The following is a 20,667-nucleotide window of genomic DNA, read 5'->3' on the forward strand; positions in this document are numbered from 1 at the left end:
TGGCGTCCGGCGGCATCAGACCGCCGGACCTCCATCCCGTCTCCCGTCAGACGCCGAAGCCCATGGAGTTGCTGCCGGTGACCTGGCGGCGCAGGCGTTCGCCCTTGGCTTCGGCCTGGGCCTTGAGGTCCTCCTGGAACTTGGCCATCTTGTCGCGCAGGTCGGTGTCGTGGGCGGCCAGCATGCGGACCGCGAGCAGACCGGCGTTGCGGGCCGCGCCGACCGCGACCGTGGCGACCGGGACACCGGCGGGCATCTGGACGATGGACAGCAGCGAGTCCATGCCGTCGAGGTACTTGAGCGGGACCGGGACACCGATGACCGGCAGGGTGGTGACCGAGGCGAGCATGCCGGGCAGGTGGGCGGCGCCGCCCGCTCCGGCGATGATGGCCTTGAGACCGCGGTCGGCCGCCTGTGCGCCGTAGGCGATCATCTCGTGCGGCATGCGGTGGGCCGAGACGACATCAGCCTCGTAGGCGATCCCGAACTCGTCCAGTGCTTTGGCCGCCTCCTCCATGACGGGCCAGTCGGAGTCGCTGCCCATCACGATGCCGACGGTCGGCGCGGTCTCGGTCACTGGGAGTCTCCCTTGAGGTAGGCGGCGGCGTCACGGGCGCGGGCGAGCAGGTCCTGGTAGTCATCGCCGGCCACGTTGACGTGTCCGATCTTGCGGCCGGGGCGGACCTCCTTGCCGTAGAAGTGCACCTTGAGCCCGGGGTCCTTGGCCATGACATGAATGTAGCGGCTGTAGACGTCGGGGTCCCGTCCGCCGAGCAGGTTGGCCATCACCGTGTAGGGGGCGGTGGGGGACGGCGAGCCCAGCGGCAGGTCCAGGACGGCGCGCAGGTGCTGCTCGAACTGGCAGGTGCGGGCGCCGTCCATGGTCCAGTGGCCGGAGTTGTGCGGGCGCATCGCCAGTTCGTTGATGACGACGCCGTCGGCGGTCTCGAAGAGCTCCACGGCCAGCATGCCCACCATGTCGAGCGCCTGGGCGAGCTCGATCGCCAGTTCCTGGGCGCGGGTGGCCTTGTCCTCGTCAAGGCCGGGGGCGGGCGCGATGACCTCGTGGCAGATGCCGTCACGCTGCACCGTCTCGACCACCGGATAGACGGCGACCTGACCGTAGGGCGAGCGCGCGACCTGCACCGCCAGCTCGCGCCGGAAGGCCACCTTCTCCTCCGCCAGCAGCCGCACCCCGGCCTCGGCCGCGCGTTCCAGGACGGTGAGGGCTTCGGTGGCGTCGTCGACGATCCACACGCCCTTGCCGTCGTAGCCGCCGCGTGCCGCCTTGAGGACGACCGGCCAGCCCGTTTCCTCGGCGAACGACTCGATCTGGGCGACCGTGGTCACCGCACGCCAGCGCGGGCAGGGGGCGCCGAGTTCCTCCGTGCGGGTGCGCATGCGCAGCTTGTCCTGGGCGTAGCGCAGAGCGTCCCGGCTGGGACGGACGACCACGCCCGAGGCCTCCAGGTCGCGCAGCACGGGGTCCGGCACGTGCTCGTGGTCGAAGGTGAGGACATCGCAGGACTTGCCGAACGCGAGCAGGTCGTCCCGGCCACGGTCGTCGCCGATGTGCACGTCACCGCAGACCAGCGCCGCACTGTCGGACGCGGAGGCCGCCAGGACCCGGAAGTCCACGCCCAGGGCGATCCCCGCCTGGTGGGTCATCCGGGCGAGTTGGCCACCGCCGACCATTCCAACGCTGGGGACGGTCCGATTACGCTCGCTCACAATGCCTCACTCGTTCGATCACCGCTGCGGGAGGGGCCGTAGGCTGCCAGGAGGCCTCCCTTGGCACCCCCGGAAGTCTAGTGACCGACCCGGACCTGGATCGGAACGCCCCTTGCGCATCGCCACCGCCCTCTATCAGCGGTTCTCCCAACTCATCCACGAACTCGCCAAGTTCGGCACCGTCGGCGCCCTGGCCTTTGTGGTGCAGCTCTCCACCACCAACCTGCTGTGGACGGTGTTCGGCGTGTCCGCCCTGGCGGGCCAGGCCATCGGCACCATCCTCGCCACCATCGCGGCCTTCCTCGGCCACCGCCACTGGACCTTCAACACCCGGGCCCGCACCGGACTCGCCCGCGAATACGTCCTGTTCTTCATCATGAACGGCGTGGGCCTGCTGATCCAACTCGGCTGCGTCTGGACCACCGTCGGCCTCCTCGGCCTCGACAGTCCGCTGGCCCGCAACATCTCCGGCAACATCATCGGCGTCGGCCTGGGCACCCTCTTCCGCTTCTGGAGCTACCGCCTCTGGGTCTTCCCCGCCGAGGCGGCCGTCCGCGTCGCGCGGGCCGAGGATCGCGTGAAGGAGACCGCGGCACAGGGGTGAGGGTCTGGCCAACGGGCCTGCTCAAATTCCGTTCTGTCCGTATATTGTCGGCAAATTTTAGCCAAGGAATCGTCAAGTATCCCGGTTCGCCGGGTATGTCGGCTATGCGCGGGTGGGTATTTTCGGCCACACGAGAGCCGTTCGGCGCGCATAATAGGGAAATCCCCGCGACTCGACTTACGATCAGGTACATGACCTGCGTTTTGCTGGCCGAAGACGATACCTCGATCTCCGAGCCTCTGGCCCGCGCTCTGCGGCGCGAGGGGTACACGGTGGACGTGACCGTCAACGGCACCGAAACCCTCGACCGTGCTCGAGGCGGGGACATCGATCTGATGGTCCTCGATCTTGGCCTGCCCGAAATGGATGGGCTGGAAGTGGCTCGGCGCCTACGCGCCGAAGGCCACGGCACACCGATCCTGATCCTGACCGCGCGCGCCGATGAGGTCGACACTGTTGTCGGCCTCGACGCCGGTGCCGACGATTACGTGACCAAACCATTCCGGCTCGCGGAGCTACTGGCCCGCGTGCGCGCCCTACTGCGGCGTGGCGGGGCCGAGGTGCCCGTCGTGCACGGTGTGCGCATCGACAACGACTCCCGCCGCGCCTGGCTCGGCGATCGCGAACTGCAACTCACCACCAAGGAATTCGACCTGCTCCGGGTCCTCGTGCGCGACGCTGGAAAGGTCGTCACGCGCGAGCAGATCATGCGCGAGGTGTGGGACACCAACTGGTGGGGGTCCACGAAGACACTGGACATGCACATCTCCTGGCTGCGCCGCAAACTCGGGGACGACGCCAACCACCCGTCCTACATCACGACCGTCCGGGGTGTCGGCTTCCGGTTCGAACGCGAATAAGCCGACCTGCGCCGCGATATCCCCGCGGATGAGCTCGCGATGGGCTCCCGCAGGCCGCGCGGACAAGGAGTGACATGCGCAGGCGGATGCTGTTCTCCACGCTGGTGGTGACGGTCATCGCGGTGATGCTGCTCGGCCTGCCCCTGGGTGCGCTGACCTACAAGTCGGTCTATGACGAGAACATCCGGCAGCTGCAGCGGGAGGCCGACATCATCGGGTCGGACATCGACTCGCAGCTGGAGGACACGGGCCGGATCGACCGGGACCAGTTCGCCTCGATCTACCCGAAGCGCCACATCGAGATCGTCATCCCCGGGGCGAGGGCGCCCATTATCGCCGGCGGCTGGGATGTCGACCCGCGGTCGGAGGACGCCCCGGACACGATGCGGGCCGAATCGGTATCGGCGACGGGCATCGAGATCACGATCTGGCGCGACTCGAGCTCCGTGCAGGAGAGCATCCTCAACGCCTGGCTGGGTATCGCCGCGCTGTCACTCCTGGCCATTGGCCTCGCCGGAGGCCTGGCGATGCTCCAGGCGCGGCGACTGACCCTCCCTCTGGTCGACCTCGCCGCGACCGCGGAGCGGCTCGGCTCGGGGGTGGCCACGCCCTGGGGACACCGGTACGGCATCCCCGAGGCCGACCGGGTCGCCGAGGTGCTGGACCGCAGTGCCGAGCGCATCGCGGGGCTCATCGCCACCGAGCGGCACTTCGCGACCGACGCCTCGCACCAGCTGCGCACCCCGCTGACGGCGCTGACCATGCGCCTGGACGAGATCATCGCCGAGGCCGACAACCCCGACGTGGTGCGCGAGGAGGGCGAGGCCGCCCTCGCCCAGGCCGAACGGCTCGTGGAGACCATCGAAAACCTGCTCGGCCGCGCCCGCAAGACCCAGAACCCCGAGGTCGAGGCCGTCGACATCGACGACGTGCTGGATCGGTTCGTCGCGGAGTGGACGCCCATGTTCCGCAGGGAGAACCGCGAACTGCGGCTGGACGGGGAGCGCGGGCTGACCGCCATGACCGTGCCCTCCGACCTGTCGCAGATCCTCGCGACGCTCGTGGAGAACGCCTTCAAGCACGGGGAGGGCACGGTCGTCGTCCGCCCGGTCGACGGCGGCCACTCGGTGCGCATCGAGGTGAGCGACGAGGGCGAGAGCATCCCCGACCACCTCTCCGGGCGCATCTTCGACCGGGAGGTCAGCGGCGGCGACGGCACCGGACTCGGGCTGGCCCTGGCCCGCCACATCGCCGAGTCCGAGGGCGCCCGGATCGAGCTCATCCAGACCCGGCCGACCACGTTCGCGCTGTTCCTGCCCTCCGGGGCCAACGGCCTGTCCAAGATCACCGGACCGGTGTGAGGTGGTGGCCGGAGGATCGAACGCGCCCGGCCACCCCGCGGTCGGGTCAGTAGCCCCGCTCGATCCACTCCTGCAGGTGCGGAGCCTCCTCCCCGATGGTCGTGGACGCCCCGTGCCCGGGGTGGACCACCGTCTCCTCCGGCAGCGGAATCAGCCGCTCCTTGATCGAGGAGATGATCTGCGGGAAGTCGGAGTACGAGCGGCCGGTGGCACCCGGCCCGCCGTTGAACAGGGTGTCGCCGGTGAAGACCGCGCCCAGCTCCGCCGCGTACAGGCAGACCGCCCCGGGCGCGTGTCCCGGCGTGTGCAGCACCTTCAGCTCGACATCACCGGCCCGCAGCAGTTCTCCCTGCAGCAGTGGGGCGTCGGGCTCGCGGTCCGGGTAGTACATGTGCCACAGCGGCGCGTCGTCCGGATGCAGCAGGATCGGAGCGTCGGCGAGGTCGGCCAGCTGGGCCGCCGCGTTGATGTGGTCGTTGTGCGCGTGCGTGCACACGATGGCCATCAGCTCGCGGTCGCCCAGCGCGCGGGCGATCGCCTCGTGGTCGTGTGCGGCGTCGATCACGATGGCCGAGCGGTCGTTGCCCACGATCCACACGTTGTTGTCGACGTCCCACTCGCCGCCGTCGAGCGTGAACGTGCCCGAGGTGACGAGCTTGTGGACGGCGGACGGATTCGTGTCGGTCATCTAGAGGGTCACCACCGAGCGCAGCACCTCGCCGCGATGCATCTTGGCGAACGCCTCCTCGACATCGTCCAGGCCGATCCGCTCCGATACGAACCGCTCCAGCGGGAGGCGGCCCTGCAGGTAGAGATCGACCAGCATCGGGAAATCGCGGGACGGCAGACAGTCGCCGTACCAGGATGACTTCAGCGCGCCGCCGCGACCGAACACATCGAGCAGCGGCAGCTCGATTTTCATATCCGGGGTGGGGACGCCGACCAGGACGGCGGTCCCGGCGAGGTCCCGGGCGTAGAACGCCTGCCGGTAGGTCTCCGGGCGGCCCACCGCGTCGATGACGACGTCGGCGCCGTTGCCGCCGGTGAGCTCCCGGATCGCCTCGACCGGGGCGCGCTCGCGGGAGTTGACGGTGTGGGTGGCGCCGAACTCCGAGGCCCATTGGAGCTTGCGGTCGTCGACGTCGACGGCGATGATCGTGGCCGCGCCCGCCAGCCGTGCTCCGGCGATCGCGGCGTCGCCCACGCCACCGCAGCCGATGACGGCCACGGAGTCGCCGCGGGACACCCCGCCGGTGTTCATCGCGGCCCCCAGCCCGGCCATGACGCCGCACCCCAGCAGTCCGGCGACGGCGGCTTCGGCCGCGGGGGCGACCTTGGTGCACTGACCGGCGGCCACGAGGGTCTTGTCGGCGAACGCGCCGATGCCCAGTGCCGGGGACAGCTCGGTGCCGTCGGTCAGCGTCATCTTCTGCGTCGCGTTGTGCGTGGCGAAGCAGTACTGGGCACGCCCGCGCCGGCAGGCCCGGCACTGGCCGCAGACGGCGCGCCAGTTGAGGACGACGAAGTCGCCGGGCTCGACCTCGGTGACGTCTGCCCCCACCGCCTCCACGACACCCGCCGCCTCGTGTCCGAGGAGGAAGGGGAACTCGTCGGTGATCCCGCCCTGCCGGTAGTGCAGGTCGGTGTGGCAGACCCCGCACGCCTGGACGGCGACCAGCGCCTCCCCAGGCCCCGGATCAGGGACGACGATGGTCTCCACCCCGACCGGCGCGCCCTGCTTCCGGGAGACGACTGCCCTGACTTCATGCGCCATGGATGGCTCCTCACACCTGGCTCAGGAGGACTCTCTTCCGCGCGCAGGGTGACCCCCGCCGCTGCCCTCCAACATGCCGGATGACCGCGCCGGAGGAAAGGACTTTGGTCAGCGAGAGGCATCCGTCCCGCGACAGGGCGCTCAGCCCTGTGGACGGACCGGTTCGAAGGTGCGGCGCAGCGCGTAGGGCTGCAGCTTGCCCAGTCCGTGGGCGTGCCGTGGGCGGACCGGCTCGACCTGCAGGGACTCCTCGTCCTTGAGCAGCTCGGCGAGCGCCTCGTCGATCAGGACGGTTCCCGGCCGGGCGAAGGAGGTGAGTCGGCTGGACCGGTTCACCGTGGTGCCGAAGACGTCGCCGAGCAGTGCCAGGACGGGGCCGTAGGCCACCCCCACGCGCACATCGGGCACGTCGATGTGGGTGGTGACCCCGACGCTGAGCCGCAGCGCGATCTCCGCCGACTGCTTCGCGGTGTTGGCGACGAACAGGATCTCGTCGCCCAGCGTCTTGACCACCCGACCGCCTCCGGAGGCGACGATGTCGGTGGCCGTGGACTCGAAGCCCTCGACGACCTCAGCCAGCCCCATCTCGTCGAGTTCCCGGCTCAGCGTCGTGAACGACACCAGGTCGGCGAAGCCCACCGCGAGCGGGAAGTAGGTGGGCGCGGCGTCCTCCGTGCTCTCCATGAACGCCACTCGGCGCGCGGCCGAGGCGGCGAGCTGGCGCCGCCAGATGTGCAGGAGCAGGACTTCGACGTCGGGCAGCACGCCCTCGGCGATGCTGGCCAGGGTGTTCAGCCGGTCCTCGTCGGAGGCGCCCTCCTGCTCCAGCGGGATGGTGCTCAGGATGCTGGTCTGCCACTCGGCGAGCCGGGTCATGGTCTGGCCCATGGCGCGGGCCAGCCGGATGGCGGCCTCCTCGTCGACGACGCCGTTCTCCAGCAGCCGGGAGGTGACGCGCAACGCCTCGACGTCGCTTTCGGTGAAGGCGATGGCGTCCTCACTGCGAGTGGCGAAGCCCAGCGCCCGCCAGACGCGGCTGGAGAACTCCGGTGAGGCGCCGGCGAGCCGAACCGCCTCCGCACGGGTATACCGCGCTTCACCTCCGAGCAGGGCGGCTTCGATCTCCTTGGGGTCAGGACGCGACGGCATACATTCTCTCGTGTTCGAGGCCGGTGCGGGGGGGCGGGGGATTCTCCTCCTACCGGCCGGTTGGAAAGGCACTGTCACGTGCATGTGACTGTCGGTTTAGTACGCGGATGCCACGCTCGTCAAGAAACCGGACGCGCTGGTGGGGACGCGGCGGTACCGCTCGGCCGCATGGCGTGCCCGTGCCGCCGAGGTCACGGCTCGTGCGGCGTGGACGGGCCGGACGGGCCCGCAGCGCCGGAGGGGCCGGGCGGGGAGGAACGCCGCATGGCCTCCTCGACCTGCCGGTAGATCTCGCCCTGCAGCCACTCCGCCCGCGGGACCTTGCGCAACTCCATGCCCTCCTGCTCGGAGGCCGACTGGACGGACAGGTTGCCGGAGCGCATGACGCGCTCCCACAGCGAGATGCTGAAGGTGACGTCGTTGACGCGGGTCAGGGGAATGTCGCGGCCGTGCTTGGAGAGCAGGCCGTAGCGGTACATCAGCCGCCGGCTGGTCAGGATGTAGAGCGTGGTCCACCACTTCAGCGTGGGCACGAGCCAGAACACGATCGCGGCGATGACGGCCACCAGGATGATCACATAGCTCACCCACGGCGTCCAGTCCTCGCCTTCGGGCAGGAGCCACAGCAGCCCTGCGGCGACGGCGATGACGACGATCAGCGCGAAGAACTCCGCCAGCACCGTCGTCCAGTGTTGGCGGGTGACATGCACCAGCTCTTCGCCTTTGGCGAGGTAGCGGTCCGCGGTAGCCATGGGAGCGATCCTTGCACAGGACCCCGCTCAGCGTGCCGGGGACATCCCGGGCACTTGTGGGTTCATGTCCGCTTTACCCGATTTTCGCGCTGAGGGAAAGGGGGGGCGGACATGACGGTGCGACGCCCCTCCCATGACCGGCTCACCTGCACGGACACACCCGATTCGGCACACCCGGCCGATGCCGCGGATCCCCGCCTACTCCGTCGCGGGGCGGACGTGCACGACGTCCCCGGCGCTCAGCGCCTCCTCGCCCCCGGCGCCGGTGCGCACCAGCAGGCGGCCCTCGGCGTCGATCCCGGTGGCCTTGCCCTCGGTGGTCCTCTCGCCCGGAAGGTGGACCCGGACGAGCCCCCCGATCGTGCCGCAGCGGCTCCGGTACTCCTCGGCGAGTCCGCTCGCCTCGGCGTCGCCCCCGTGGTCGACCCACGCGGTGTAGAGCTCGGCGAAGCCGCGCAGAACCGCCCGCAGCAGCGGATCGCGGTCGGTGACGGGTGCCCCGTCGGCCGCGAGGGAGGTCGCGGAATCGACCGGCAGCTCGTCGCGCCGTTGCAGGACGTTGAGCCCCATGCCGATGACGACCGCGGGCCGCTCACCGGAGGCCGGACCTTCGGCGGGGAACGCCGCCTCGGAGAGGATCCCGGCCAGTTTGCGTTCGGTTCCCTCACCGTCGACGCCCCGGGAGAGGACGTCGTTCGGCCACTTCAGCGAGGCGGGCAGTTCCCCGATACGGCGCACCCCGTGCACCGCCGCCACGCCCATGAGCAGCGGCAGCCATCCCAGGCGGCTCACCGGGACATCCGGGCGGACCAGCACCGAGAAGGTCAGCGCGGCGCGCGCCGGAGTCTCGAACGTCCGGTCCAGGCGCCCGCGCCCCGCGGTCTGGTGCTCGGTGACCAGTACCGTCCCTTCGGGCGCTCCGTCCCGCGCGCGACGCACCAGTTCGGTGTTGGTGGACCCCAGCTCAGGCACCACCTCGATGCCGGTCCACAGCCCGCCGGGGCGCACGAGCACGCGCTGGAGCGCGATCTCCCGCAGTGGGGGACGGTCAAGGTCGGTAAAGGGAGATTCGCCGGTCATGGGCTCAATGTATCTCCGCTTCTCCCGGCCACGGGGGCTTTGCGCCAACACGCGGCTGTCCCGCCTCCGTCCTGCGGAGGCGGGACAGCCGACGGCCGCGGCCCCGAGGTGGGGCCGTCAGCCGGTGTTCTGCAGCCCGGCGGCGACACCGTTGACCGACAGCAGCAGCAGACGCTCCAGGTGGCCGTGGTCCTCGTCGCTCAGCGACTCGGCCTCAGGCCCGCGCAGGGCTTCCAGGGCGCGCAGCTGCAGGTGGGAGAGGGCGTCGACGTAGGGGTTGCGCAGGTCGACCGCGCGGGAGAGAACGCGGCGGTTCTCCAGGAGACGCGTGTGCCCCGTCACCGCCAGCACGCGCTCGCTGGTGCGGTCGTACTCGGCGAGCACCAGCTCGGTCAGCTCGGGACGGCCGCCGAGGGCCAGATAGCGCTCGGCGATGGTCCGGTCGGTCTTGGCCAGACTCATCTCGGCGTTGTCGAGCAACGAGGAGAACAGCGGCCACTCGTTGTAGGCGGCGCGCAGCGCGTCGATGTCGTCGATCGACGCCAGGCCGGTGCCCAGACCGAACCAGCCCGGCAGGTTGACCCGGGTCTGGGTCCAGGCGAACACCCACGGAATCGCGCGCAGGTCGTCCAGGCCGCGAGCGGCGCTGCGGCGCGCGGGACGCGACCCGAGGCGCAGCTCGCCGAGCTCCTCCAACGGGCTGACCCGGGAGAACCACTCGGCGAACCCGTCGGTGTCGATGAGCGCACGGTAGGCATCGTGCGCGGCGGACGCGATACCGTCGGCCACCTTCCGGTACTTGGCCGCCGCCTCGGTGGCCCGCTCCTGCACCGTCGGGGTGGAGGCCATGAGCACCGCGTGCCCCACCTGCTCGATGTGCCGCCGGGCGATGGCCTTCTGCCCGTAGCGGGCGAAGATGACCTCGCCCTGCTCCGTCACCTTGAACCGCCCGGCCACCGAGCCGGGGGCCTGGGCGAGCAGCGCCCGGCTGGCCGGGCCGCCGCCGCGGCCCAGGGAGCCGCCGCGCCCGTGGAACAGGGTGAGCTTGATGTCGTTGCGCTCGGCCCACGCGGCGAGTTCGGCCTGGGCGTCGTAGAGCCGCAGCGTCGCGCTGACGGGCCCGACGTCCTTGGCGGAGTCGCTGTAGCCGAGCATGACCTCCATCCGGCGGTCGGTCTGCTCCAGTCGGCGGCGCATCTCGGGCAGCCGCAGCATGCCGTCGAGGACGGTCGGCGACGCCTCCAGGTCGGCGCCGGTCTCGAACAGCGGGATCACGTCGAGCACCGGGATCCGGTCCTCGGGAAGGGCGTGGGCGGCCAGCTCGTAGACGGCGGCGATGTCGTCCGCCGACCGGGTGAAGCTGACGATGTAGCGGCGGCAGGCGTCCACGCCGAACCGGTCCTGGATCCAGGAGACGACGCGCAGGGTGGCCAGCACCTCCTGGGTCTTCTCCGAGAGTTCGCCCCCGGCGCGGACCTCCTCCAGCGCCCGGGCGTGCACCTCGCTGTGCTGCCGGATCTCCAGCTCGGCCAGGTGGAACCCGAAGGTCTCCGCCTGCCAGATGAGGTGCTGCAGCTCGCCGTTGGCCTGCCGGTCCGCTCCGGCGGCGGACAGCGAGCGCTGCACGGTGCGCAGGTCGTTCAGGAACTCCTCGGGCCCCCGGTAGGCGAGGTCCGCGTCGCGCTCGCGGGTCGCGCGCAGCCGTTCGGTGGCGAACAGCAGCATCTGCCGGTGCGGCTCGTTGGGTGAGCGCTTCGCGATCCTGCTCACCACCTGCGGGTAGCCGGCCTGCGCGGTGGCGAGCAGGTCGCTCAGCTCCGGGGCGGCCGGGGTCAGGTTGCTGTACAGGGTCAGCGTCCGCCCGACGTGGCCGCACATGTTCTCCAGAGCGCGCAGCACGTACTCGGACTGGATGGAGATCGCCTCGCGGGTGATCTCGTGCGTGACGAAGGGGTTGCCGTCACGGTCGCCGCCGATCCAGCTCCCGTAGCGCACGAAGGCCTTGGCGTTCGTGGGCCGGCGACCGGAGTCGTTGGGGTCGATGGCGGTGTCCAACGCGCGGTAGACCTCCGGGACCACCTGGAAGATCGACTCTTCGAAGGCGGCCATGGCCGTGCGGACCTCGTCGAGCGGGTCGAGCTTGGTGTAGCGCAGCTGGGAGGTGCGCCAGAGGAGGTCGATCTCCTCCAGCATGCGGCGGTGCGCCTCGGCTTCGGCGGAGCTGCCGGGGTGGGCGGCGTGCAGCTCCTCCAGGTGGCCGCTGATGCGCAGGATCGCGGTGGAGACCGCGCGGCGCCGCGCCTCGGTGGGGTGGGCGGTCAGGACCGGATGGAACTCCATGCCCTCGATGAACTCGCGCAGCCGCTCCTCGCCGCAGTCCTCGCGGACCCCGCGGACGGCGGCGGCCAGCGACTCCCGCGGCGGGTTGTCGGCGTCGTCGCGCTCGCGCAGGGCGCGCATGCGCTGGTGTTCCTCGGAGAGGTTGGCGAGGTGGAAGTAGACCGTGAAGGCCCGCGCCACCTGCTTGGCCCGTTCCAGCGGCCACGAGGCCACCAGCCGGGTGATCTCCTCTCCGGTGACCGAGCCGTCCCGGGCGCCGATGACGGCCCGGCGCAGCCGCTCGACGTCGGCCAGCAGGTCTTCTCCACCGCTCTCCGCGAGAACGGTGCCGAGCATCTCGCCCAGCAGGCGGACGTCGCCGCGCAGCTGGTCGGGCATCTCCTGGCGAGCACTGTCGCGCTCCGCGCTTACCGCAGTCATGTGCGAAACCCTACCCAGATTGGTCTGAACCATTGAGAGGCGGGGGTCACATAACTCCACTTTGGCATGGGTGCGGAGCTTTGCGGAAGCTCCGAGGGCGGTCGAGGCCGACGGGAGTTCGGGGGTCGGCGCGAACGGATTAAGGGGCCGAGTGGGGTGTCGTCCCCCGGCCGCTGTCGGGTTGAGTGACACGGCAGGACGGGGGTCACCGTCCGACCGCACCGGCGCGGGGCGCTGGCCGGGATGGCGCGGGGAACACGGCGTGAACCGGAAGAACCAGGAGGGGAGCAGCGGGAATGCCTCAGCGGCGACTCATCCTCTCCTTGTTTCTCTCTCAGCTTCCCCCTCACTCCGCTTCCCCTTCGTGCCCTTCTCCGGTGCCGGTCACCGCATCGGACCACTCCGCCACCCCCGCGCGAGCAGCTTGGAATGGCCGCCCCGACCTGGGAATCCGTGCACGGCTTCCCGGCCGGAGTGTGCGCAACCCCACTTACCCCTTGGTAACCGGGGTCACGTTCCTGCGGAGCTCCACGCCGGGACTATGGTGAGGCCTTATGGCGACCGAAGCCCCTGAACCGCTGCCCGCGGCCGAGATCGACATCCACACCACCGCGGGCAAGCTCGCCGACCTACAGCGCCGCCGGTATGAGGCCGTGCACGCGGGGTCCGAGCGAGCCATTGAGAAACAGCACGCGAAGGGCAAGATGACCGCGCGCGAGCGCATCGACGCCCTGCTCGACCCCGGGTCCTTCGTGGAGTTCGACGCCCTGGCCCGGCACCGCTCCACCAGTTTCGGACTGGAGAAGAACCGGCCCTACAGCGACGGCGTGGTCACCGGCTACGGCACCGTGGACGGCCGACCGATCGCCGTCTTCAGCCAGGACGTCACGGTGTTCGGCGGCTCCCTCGGCGAGGTCTACGGGGAGAAGATCGTCAAGGTCCTCGACCACGCCCTGAAGACCGGCTGCCCCGTCGTCGGAATCAACGAGGGCGGCGGCGCGCGCATCCAGGAGGGTGTGGTCGCGCTCGGCCTGTACGCCGAGATCTTCAAGCGCAACGTGCACGCCTCCGGCGTCATCCCGCAGATCTCGCTGATCATGGGCGCCGCAGCGGGCGGGCACGTCTACTCCCCCGCGCTGACCGACTTCATCGTCATGGTCGACCAGACCTCGCAGATGTTCATCACCGGCCCCGACGTCATCAAGACCGTCACCGGCGAGGACGTCTCCATGGAGGACCTGGGCGGCGCGCGGGCGCACAACGTCAAGTCCGGTGTCGCCCACTACATGGGCACCGACGAGCAGGACGCGCTCGACTACGTCAAGGAGCTGCTGTCCTACCTCCCGGGCAACAACCTCCAGGACGCGCCCGTCCTCGACTCCGGCGCCGAAGCCGAGCTGGAGATCACCGAGTCCGACCTCGAACTCGACACGTTCATCCCGGACTCCGCCAACCAGCCCTACGACATCCACACGGTCATCGAGCACGTGCTGGACGACGGCGAGTTCCTGGAGGTGCACGCCCAGTTCGCCACCAACATCGTGGTGGGCTACGGCCGCGTTGAGGGCCGCCCGGTGGGCGTGGTCGCCAACCAGCCGATGAGCTTCGCGGGATGCCTGGACATCGACGCCTCGGAGAAGGCGGCGCGGTTCGTCCGCACCTGCGACGCGTTCAACATCCCGGTGCTCACATTCGTGGACGTGCCCGGCTTCCTGCCCGGCACCGACCAGGAGTGGAACGGCATCATCCGGCACGGAGCCAAGCTCATCTACGCCTACGCCGAGGCCACCGTTCCGCTGATCACCATCATCACGCGCAAGGCGTTCGGCGGCGCCTATGACGTCATGGGGTCCAAACACCTCGGCGCCGACATCAACCTGGCCTGGCCCACGGCCCAGATCGCGGTCATGGGCGCCCAGGGAGCGGTCAACATCCTGCACCGCCGGACGCTGGCCGCCTCGGACGACGTGGAGGCCGAGCGCGCCAAGCTCATCCAGGAGTACGAGGACACCCTGCTCAACCCCTACTCCGCCGCGGAGCGGGGGTACGTCGACGGCGTCATCCTGCCGTCGGAGACCCGGGTGTCCGTTGCCAAGGCGCTACGCAGCCTGGACAACAAGCGACAGCAGCTGCCGCCGAAGAAGCACGGGAACATTCCCCTGTGATGGAGGAACGCGACGGGTCCCGGCGCCCCGGCCGCACGCACCGTCGCGCGGCAGCGCCGGCGGCCGGCGCAGGGAACGAGAGGGTGTAGATGTCGAACGCAGCCGAGCAGCCGCGGAGCCCCGCGCCCTACCTGCGGGTGGTCCGCGGGGACCCCTCGAACGAAGAGGTCGCCGCCCTGGTGACGGTGTTGACCGCACGCGCGCGGGCCACGCGGACGGCACACGCGGCCGCGGCGTCGGGCCGCGGCGCGCCCTCGGCCTGGCGCGACCGCTCCCGGCTGGTGCGCCGTCCCCTCACCCCGGGGCCCGGCGCCTGGCGGAACAGCTTCCGGTCCGGGTGACCGGCGCCGGGGCCAACCGGCCACAGGCGGGGTAGGAGACAACCATCCTCGCTGGATCCGGGCGGATGCCCCGCACGCTTTCTAGACTTCTCACGACCAGGCGCGACACCCATCCGGTCCGGCGCCGTACCAGGAGGAAATTCGACCGTGCGTAAAGTTCTGATCGCCAACCGGGGCGAGATCGCGGTGCGGGTCGCGCGCGCCTGCACCGACGCCGGGCTCGGCAGTGTCGCGATCTACGCCGAACCCGACCTGGACGCCCTGCACACCAAGGCCGCCGACGAGGCCTACGCCCTGGGCGGCCAGACCCCCGCCGACAGCTACCTCAACATCGACAAGATCCTCGCGATCGCCGCCGAGTCCGGCGCCGACGCCGTCCACCCGGGCTACGGGTTCCTGGCCGAGAACGCCGACTTCGCCCAGGCCGTGATCGACGCCGGACTGACCTGGATCGGCCCGCCGCCGACTGCCATCACCGCGCTGGGCGACAAGGTCCAGGCGCGCCACATCGCGCAGAAGGTCGGCGCCCCGCTGGTGGCCGGAACCCCCGACCCCGTGTCGGGGGCCGACGAGGTCGTCGCGTTCGCCGAGGAGCACGGGCTGCCGATCGCGATCAAGGCGGCCTTCGGCGGCGGCGGGCGCGGCCTCAAGGTCGCCCGCACCCTGGACGAGGTCGCCGACATGTTCGATTCGGCGGTGCGCGAGGCCACCACCGCCTTCGGGCGCGGCGAGTGCTTCGTGGAGCGCTACCTGGACCGGCCCCGCCACGTGGAGACCCAGTGCCTGGCCGACAAGCACGGCAACGTGGTCGTGGTCTCCACCCGCGACTGCTCGCTGCAGCGCCGCCACCAGAAGCTGGTCGAGGAGGCCCCGGCGCCGTTCCTGTCCACGGAACAGATGGACCTTCTCTACTCCTCCTCCAAGGCGATCCTGCGCGAGGCTGGGTACGTCGGCGCCGGAACGTGCGAGTTCCTCGTCGGCACCGACGGAACCATCTCCTTCTTGGAGGTCAACACCCGGCTGCAGGTGGAGCACCCGGTGACCGAGGAGGTCACCGGCATCGACCTGGTGCGCGAGATGTTCCGGGTCGCCGACGGCGAGGAGCTGGGCTACGACGACCCGGAGATCCGCGGGCACTCGTTCGAGTTCCGGATCAACGCCGAGGACGCCGGTCGCAACTTCATGCCGGCCCCGGGCACCATCACCACGTTCAACCTGCCCGGCGGCCCCGGCGTGCGCGTCGACACCGGGTGCGAGACCGGGTTCACCGTGCCCCAGGCGTTCGACTCCATGGTCGCCAAGCTCATCGTGACCGGCCGGACCCGAACCGAGGCGCTGCAGCGCTCGCGCCGGGCCCTGACCGAGTTCGAGGTCGGCGGGATGCCGACCGTGCTGCCCTTCCACCAGGCCGTGGTGCGCGACCCGGCCTTCGCCCCCACCGACCCGAGCGCGGCGTTCACCGTCCACACCCGGTGGATCGAGACCGAGTTCGCCACCGAGATCGCCCCGTACGCGGGCGAGAGCGAACAGGCGGAGACCTCCGAGCGCGACACCGTGACCGTCGAGGTCGGCGGCAAGCGCGTCGAGGTCGTCCTCCCGGCCGGACTGGGCGCCGACCTTGGAGCGGGTGCGGGCAAGTCCGCCAAGAAGCCCCCCAAACGCGGCCGCGGCGGCAGCCGCGCAGCAGCGGCGGTCAGCGGCGACGCGCTGGTCTCCCCGATGCAGGGCACGGTCATCAAACTCGTGGCCGAAGACGGCCAGGAGGTCGCCGAGGGCGACACGATCGTGGTCATCGAGGCCATGAAGATGGAGCAGCCCCTGACCGCCCACAAGTCCGGCACCGTCACCGGCCTGGCCGTCTCCGCGGGCGAGACCATCTCCAACGGCGGCGTGGTCTGCGAGATCAAGGACTCCTGACCGAACCGCCGTCGTAGGCGAAGGAGCAAGCAACAGCGGGGCGGGGACGCATGCGTCCCCGCCCCGCCCTGCACGGGTCTGCTGGGTCGGCCCGCTCCGCTCCTCCGATGCTCAGTGGCAAAAAGCAGCACCGACGGCGGCGGAGGCCAGGGCCGCCTTCGGCAGTGCGGACCGGCTGGTCGGCGTTGCGGGGGTGGCACCGGTCCCCCGGGACTCGGGGCGCATCAGCGGCAACTTGCACCGGCCCAGGCGCTACAGCCGCCGCCTGCTGCGAGTGTTCTACATGTCGGCCCAGGTCAGCATCCACTGCTGTCCGGACTCCAAGGCGTTTTACGAGCGCAAGCGGGCCGAGGGCAAGCGTCATGTCCAGGCCGTGATCGCGCTGGCCCGCCGTCGGGTCAACGTGCTCTGGGCGATGCTGCGCGATGGGCGCCCGTTCGTTGCGGCCACTGCCATGAAGTTGACCGCGGCGGCTTGAGGCGTTCACAGCCTGTTACCGCTCGGCCTTGACGACTTCATTGGGAATCCTCCCGGCCTTGGGGCGTGGGGGCGCGGGGCGCGGATCCGTCCCGGCCAGTCGACGCCCCTCAGCCCGACTGAAACGCCGCTCTTCCGCTGCACGCGAGAGCACTTCCGCCATGCGGCAGTTCAGCTCTCTCTCGCCGCTGATTACGGGGTTTCTGTCGATTTTCGCCCGTTTTCCGACAGAGTCCCCGTGATCATCGCCGACAGGGCTGCGGACAGCGCTATCCCGTCCTTTCGGGGCCACCCAGCCCCCCGGTGGCCAACAGCAGCGGCCAGCCCCCACCCGCTGTCGCCGCCACCTTCCCCACCCACCGGCACGCTTCACGTCGAGCATGCCCCGACGCGATCCTGCGCTTCTGACCTCGAAAGACAGTCTGTGGGGCACATCTCTTCCCGCCCACATCCCCGCACACATCCGATGATCCGCGCACACGTGATCAGGTTGATACCAGGGCGATTGGGAATAAAGCGGCCGTGCTGGCTATTGTTCACGTTCGTGACGAACATTTGGGGCCTCACCGAGCGACGGCACATCGATCTGTGCCGGGTCGCCAGCCAAGCGTGTCGTCGTTCCTAGGAACGACCCATCCCCCAGCGCGCCTTTGGCCGCGCGCCATCGTCCACCGGGCCGCCGCACGATCCCCGCGAGCGCCCGGGCATCGCTCTGATCTTGGAGTCTCCCAGTGCTATCCGCACTTCGGCGTGTCCCATTCGCCGTACAGGTTTTCGCTGCCCTAGTCCTCGGCATCGCCTTCGGAGTCATCGCCCGTCACATGGGCGGAGGCGCGGACGACCCGAACTGGCTCGCCGTCACCCTCGACACCATCGGCTCGACGTTCGTCACCCTGCTCCGCACGATCGTGCCGCCGCTGATCGTTCTCGCGGTCATCTCCTCCATCGCCAGCCTGCGCAACGTCTCCAACGCCGCCCGCCTCGCCGGGCAGACGCTGGTCTGGTTCGCCATCACCGCGCTGATCGCGGTCTCGATCGGCATCGGTCTCGGCCTCATCATCCGCCCGGGGATGAACAGCGGCGTCGACCCGTCGACCGCGGCGGACCCGAGCACCCACGGCTCCTGGCTCGCGTTCCTCGAAAGCCTGGTCCCGACCAACTTCCTCGGCCTGGCCGCCAGCACCAGCGCTGACGACGCCGGGGTGCTCAGCACGAGTCTCGACTTCAACGCGCTCCAGCTCATCGTCATCGCGATCGCGATCGGCGTGGCGGCGGTCAAGGTCGGCAAGTCCGCCGAGCCGTTCCTCGCTTTCACCCAGTCGACGCTGGACATCGTCCTCAAGGTGCTCTGGTGGGTCATCCGGCTGGCGCCGCTCGGCACCATCGGTCTGCTCGGCAACGCCGTCTACAGCTACGGCTGGACGACCATCGGCGCCCTCGGCAAGTTCACCCTGGCTATCTACGTCGGCCTCGCGCTGGTGCTGTTCGTCGTCTACCCGCTGCTCACCAAGGCGCACGGGCTGTCGGCGCTGAAGTTCTTCAGCGGTGTGTGGCCCGCGGTGCAGCTCGGCTTCGTGTCGCGCTCCTCCATGGGGACCATGCCCGTCACCCAGCGCGTGGCCGAGACCAACTTCGGCGTGCCGCGACACTACGCGTCCTTCGCCGTACCGTTCGGCGCCACCACCAAGATGGACGGCTGCGCCGCGATCTACCCGGCGATCTCGGCGATCTTCGTCGCCCAGTTCTTCGGGGTCGACCTGGGCATCACCGACTACCTGCTGATCGTCTTCGTCTCGGTGATCGGGTCCGCCGCCACCGCGGGCACCACCGGCGCCACCGTCATGCTCACGCTGACGCTGTCGACCGTGGGCCTGCCACTGGAGGGCGTCGGCCTGCTGCTCGCCGTCGACCCGATCCTGGACATGGGCCGCACCGCCACCAACGTGGCCGGCCAGGCGCTGATCCCGGCCATCGTGTCGAAGCGTGAGGGCATCATCGACCTGGAGCGCTACAACGAGCCGCGCGGTCTCGACGGGTTCGTGGTGCCGGAGTTCCGCAGCTCGGCCGACACCGCCGACGCCGTCGATCTCGACGGCTCCGCCGAGGAGCCCGCGGAGGCGGACCGGGAACCGGCGTCGGTGGCCTCGGCATCGACGGCGTCGTAGCGCCTGTTTCCGATCACAACGCGCGCTACGGGCGGCCCGCAATCATTGCGGGCCGCCCGTAGTGTTGGGGTAGGGCGACCCGGCGGGGGAACCATCGAACGCCGTCGTTCGTCAGACTCTTGTGACGGAGGCGAAAGGAACCATGATGTTGCGCCGCTTGGTATTGCCCGCTCTGCTGGCCGCAGGGCTCACCGCTTTCGCGGCGGCCCCTGCGAGCGCCGCCGATGCCCCCGATGTCCAGGATGTCGCCAACGAGCTGAAGGGCTCGCACATCTACGTGGACGAGGGCGTGGACACCATCTCCGACACCGAATCCGGGCTCGTCAGCCAGCAGGCGGAGAAGGCGGAGACCCCCGTCTACGTGGTCGTCCTCGAAGACGGGACGGTCGGCTCCCGCACCGAGGCCGGCGGCTACATGGGCCAGGTCCAGCAGGAAGTCGGTGACGGCACCTACCTCCTCATCGACGGCAAGGACTTGGAGGCCGACTCCACGGTCCTCGACTCCGGCGCGGTGGACGCCGCCAAGACCGCCGCCAAGCAGCAGGGCACCCCGACCGACGCCGCCAACGCCTTCATCCAGAAGGCCGACAGCGAGGTCAGCGCGGCCGAGTCCGGGGCCATGTTCGGGATGATTCTGATCGGTCTGCTCGTCGTCGCCGTCGTCGGCGGCGGGTTCTTCCTGTACAGCGCGAAGAAGAAGCGCGAGGCGCAGAAGGCCAAGGAACTCGCCGAGATCAAGCAGATGACGACCGAGGACGTCGTGTCCTTGGGTGAGGACATCGCCCGCCTGGAGATCGACCTCAGCAGGGTCGACGACCCCACGCGCGCCGACTACACCCGGGCCATGGACTCCTACGACCAGGCCAAGAACACGCTCGACTCCATCCAGCGTCCCGAGGACGTCGAGCAGATCACCAAGTCCCTGGAGGACGGCCGCTACTACATGACGGCCACCCGGGCGCGCATGAACGGCGAACCGGTCCCCGAGCGGCGCGGCCCCTGCTTCTTCAACCCGCAGCACGGCCCGTCGCAGCAGGACGTCATGTGGGCACCGCCCGGCGGCAGCCCCCGCACGGTCACGGCGTGCGCCAACTGCGCCCAGGCGGTCCTCGCCGGATTCGACCCCGACGTCCGCATGGTCGAGGTCGACGGCCAGCGACGCCCGTACTACGACGCCGGTCCGGCCTATGCCCCCTATGCGGGCGGCTATCACGGCACCGACATGATGATGGGCATGTTCACGGGCATGATGATGGGCTCGATGATGGGATCCATGATGGGCGGCGGCTTCGGGGGCGACATCGGAGGCGGCGACGTCGGTGGCGGCATGGACGGCGACTTCGGCGACGGCGGAGGCTGGAGCGACTTCGGCGGCGGCGGTTTCGACGGCGGCGACTTCGGCGGATTCGGCGACTTCTAGCCCTGAGCTTCTCCGAGACAGAGAAACAAGAAAGGGGGCCCGGCCGTCTGGCCGGGCCCCCTTTCTTGTTTCCCCGACCCTTGGCACAGGGGCTCGATGGCGTCGGGGACG

General features: G+C 70.0%; 17 protein-coding genes and 1 pseudogene. 10 read left to right on the plus strand and 8 right to left on the minus strand.

What is annotated here, in order from left to right:
• Positions 1-46: 46 nt before the first annotated feature.
• A complete protein-coding gene (purE, locus tag CDO52_RS24470; protein WP_017618811.1) occupies positions 47-577 on the minus strand; it encodes a 5-(carboxyamino)imidazole ribonucleotide mutase in 531 nt (176 codons plus the stop codon).
• Positions 574-1,731, minus strand: coding sequence for a 5-(carboxyamino)imidazole ribonucleotide synthase (locus CDO52_RS24475; RefSeq protein WP_033300258.1), 1,158 nt, complete (start codon positions 1,729-1,731; stop codon positions 574-576). The genes purE and CDO52_RS24475 overlap by 4 nt, the downstream gene beginning before the upstream one ends.
• A gap of 112 nt (positions 1,732-1,843) precedes the next feature.
• Here CDO52_RS24475 and CDO52_RS24480 point away from each other — a divergent pair, with 112 nt between their 5' ends.
• The 3 genes from CDO52_RS24480 to CDO52_RS24490 all read left to right on the plus strand — a co-directional run bounded on the left by CDO52_RS24480 (position 1,844) and on the right by CDO52_RS24490 (position 4,556).
• Positions 1,844-2,335 carry a GtrA family protein gene (locus CDO52_RS24480; RefSeq protein WP_017618813.1) on the plus strand — a complete coding sequence of 164 codons (492 nt, stop codon included), beginning with the start codon at positions 1,844-1,846 and terminating at the stop codon, positions 2,333-2,335.
• 191 nt (positions 2,336-2,526) lie between these two features.
• A complete protein-coding gene (locus CDO52_RS24485; RefSeq protein ID WP_017618814.1) occupies positions 2,527-3,195 on the plus strand; it encodes a response regulator transcription factor in 669 nt (222 codons plus the stop codon).
• Positions 3,196-3,269: 74 nt separating this feature from the next.
• Positions 3,270-4,556, plus strand: a complete 1,287-nt coding sequence (locus tag CDO52_RS24490; RefSeq protein WP_033300260.1) for an ATP-binding protein — start codon at positions 3,270-3,272, stop codon at positions 4,554-4,556.
• Between the two features lie 46 nt (positions 4,557-4,602).
• Here the strand turns inward: CDO52_RS24490 and CDO52_RS24495 are convergent, their stop codons facing one another.
• The 6 genes from CDO52_RS24495 to CDO52_RS24520 form a co-directional block, all read right to left on the minus strand.
• Positions 4,603-5,244, minus strand: coding sequence for an MBL fold metallo-hydrolase (locus tag CDO52_RS24495; protein WP_017618816.1), 642 nt, complete (start codon positions 5,242-5,244; stop codon positions 4,603-4,605).
• Positions 5,245-6,330 carry an S-(hydroxymethyl)mycothiol dehydrogenase gene (locus tag CDO52_RS24500; protein WP_017618817.1) on the minus strand — a complete coding sequence of 362 codons (1,086 nt, stop codon included), beginning with the start codon at positions 6,328-6,330 and terminating at the stop codon, positions 5,245-5,247.
• A 141-nt stretch (positions 6,331-6,471) separates the two neighbouring features.
• Positions 6,472-7,479: an adenylate/guanylate cyclase domain-containing protein gene (locus CDO52_RS24505; RefSeq protein ID WP_017618818.1), complete on the minus strand. Its 1,008-nt coding sequence runs from the start codon at positions 7,477-7,479 to the stop codon at positions 6,472-6,474.
• 191 nt (positions 7,480-7,670) lie between these two features.
• A complete protein-coding gene (locus CDO52_RS24510) occupies positions 7,671-8,231 on the minus strand; it encodes a PH domain-containing protein (RefSeq protein ID WP_017618819.1) in 561 nt (186 codons plus the stop codon).
• 198 nt (positions 8,232-8,429) lie between these two features.
• Entirely contained in the window at positions 8,430-9,311 is an 882-nt protein-coding gene (locus CDO52_RS24515) for a biotin--[acetyl-CoA-carboxylase] ligase (protein WP_017618820.1), read from the minus strand.
• Positions 9,312-9,428: 117 nt separating this feature from the next.
• A complete protein-coding gene (locus CDO52_RS24520; protein WP_269769206.1) occupies positions 9,429-12,029 on the minus strand; it encodes a phosphoenolpyruvate carboxylase in 2,601 nt (866 codons plus the stop codon).
• Between the two features lie 596 nt (positions 12,030-12,625).
• Here CDO52_RS24520 and CDO52_RS24525 point away from each other — a divergent pair.
• The 7 genes and pseudogenes from CDO52_RS24525 to CDO52_RS24550 all read left to right on the plus strand — a co-directional run bounded on the left by CDO52_RS24525 (position 12,626) and on the right by CDO52_RS24550 (position 20,556).
• Complete coding sequence (locus CDO52_RS24525; RefSeq protein ID WP_017618822.1) at positions 12,626-14,236, plus strand: acyl-CoA carboxylase subunit beta; 1,611 nt, start codon at positions 12,626-12,628, stop codon at positions 14,234-14,236.
• An 89-nt stretch (positions 14,237-14,325) separates the two neighbouring features.
• Positions 14,326-14,577, plus strand: a complete 252-nt coding sequence (locus CDO52_RS24530; protein ID WP_017618823.1) for an acyl-CoA carboxylase subunit epsilon — start codon at positions 14,326-14,328, stop codon at positions 14,575-14,577.
• Between the two features lie 147 nt (positions 14,578-14,724).
• Complete coding sequence (locus CDO52_RS24535; protein WP_017618824.1) at positions 14,725-16,494, plus strand: acetyl/propionyl/methylcrotonyl-CoA carboxylase subunit alpha; 1,770 nt, start codon at positions 14,725-14,727, stop codon at positions 16,492-16,494.
• Positions 16,495-16,645: 151 nt separating this feature from the next.
• Positions 16,646-16,972, plus strand: a pseudogene (locus CDO52_RS24540) (transposase); the annotation flags it as partial.
• Between the two features lie 465 nt (positions 16,973-17,437).
• A complete protein-coding gene (locus tag CDO52_RS29600) occupies positions 17,438-17,596 on the plus strand; it encodes a putative leader peptide (RefSeq protein ID WP_394296721.1) in 159 nt (52 codons plus the stop codon).
• A gap of 196 nt (positions 17,597-17,792) precedes the next feature.
• Positions 17,793-19,136 carry a dicarboxylate/amino acid:cation symporter gene (locus CDO52_RS24545; RefSeq protein ID WP_017618826.1) on the plus strand — a complete coding sequence of 448 codons (1,344 nt, stop codon included), beginning with the start codon at positions 17,793-17,795 and terminating at the stop codon, positions 19,134-19,136.
• A 145-nt stretch (positions 19,137-19,281) separates the two neighbouring features.
• The gene (locus tag CDO52_RS24550; RefSeq protein WP_033300271.1) at positions 19,282-20,556 is read left to right on the plus strand and encodes a hypothetical protein; all 1,275 of its coding nucleotides are present in this window, start codon (positions 19,282-19,284) and stop codon (positions 20,554-20,556) included.
• The last annotated feature ends 111 nt before the right edge of the window (positions 20,557-20,667 follow it).

Source organism: Nocardiopsis gilva YIM 90087 (assembly GCF_002263495.1).
Taxonomy (GTDB): domain Bacteria; phylum Actinomycetota; class Actinomycetes; order Streptosporangiales; family Streptosporangiaceae; genus Nocardiopsis_C; species Nocardiopsis_C gilva.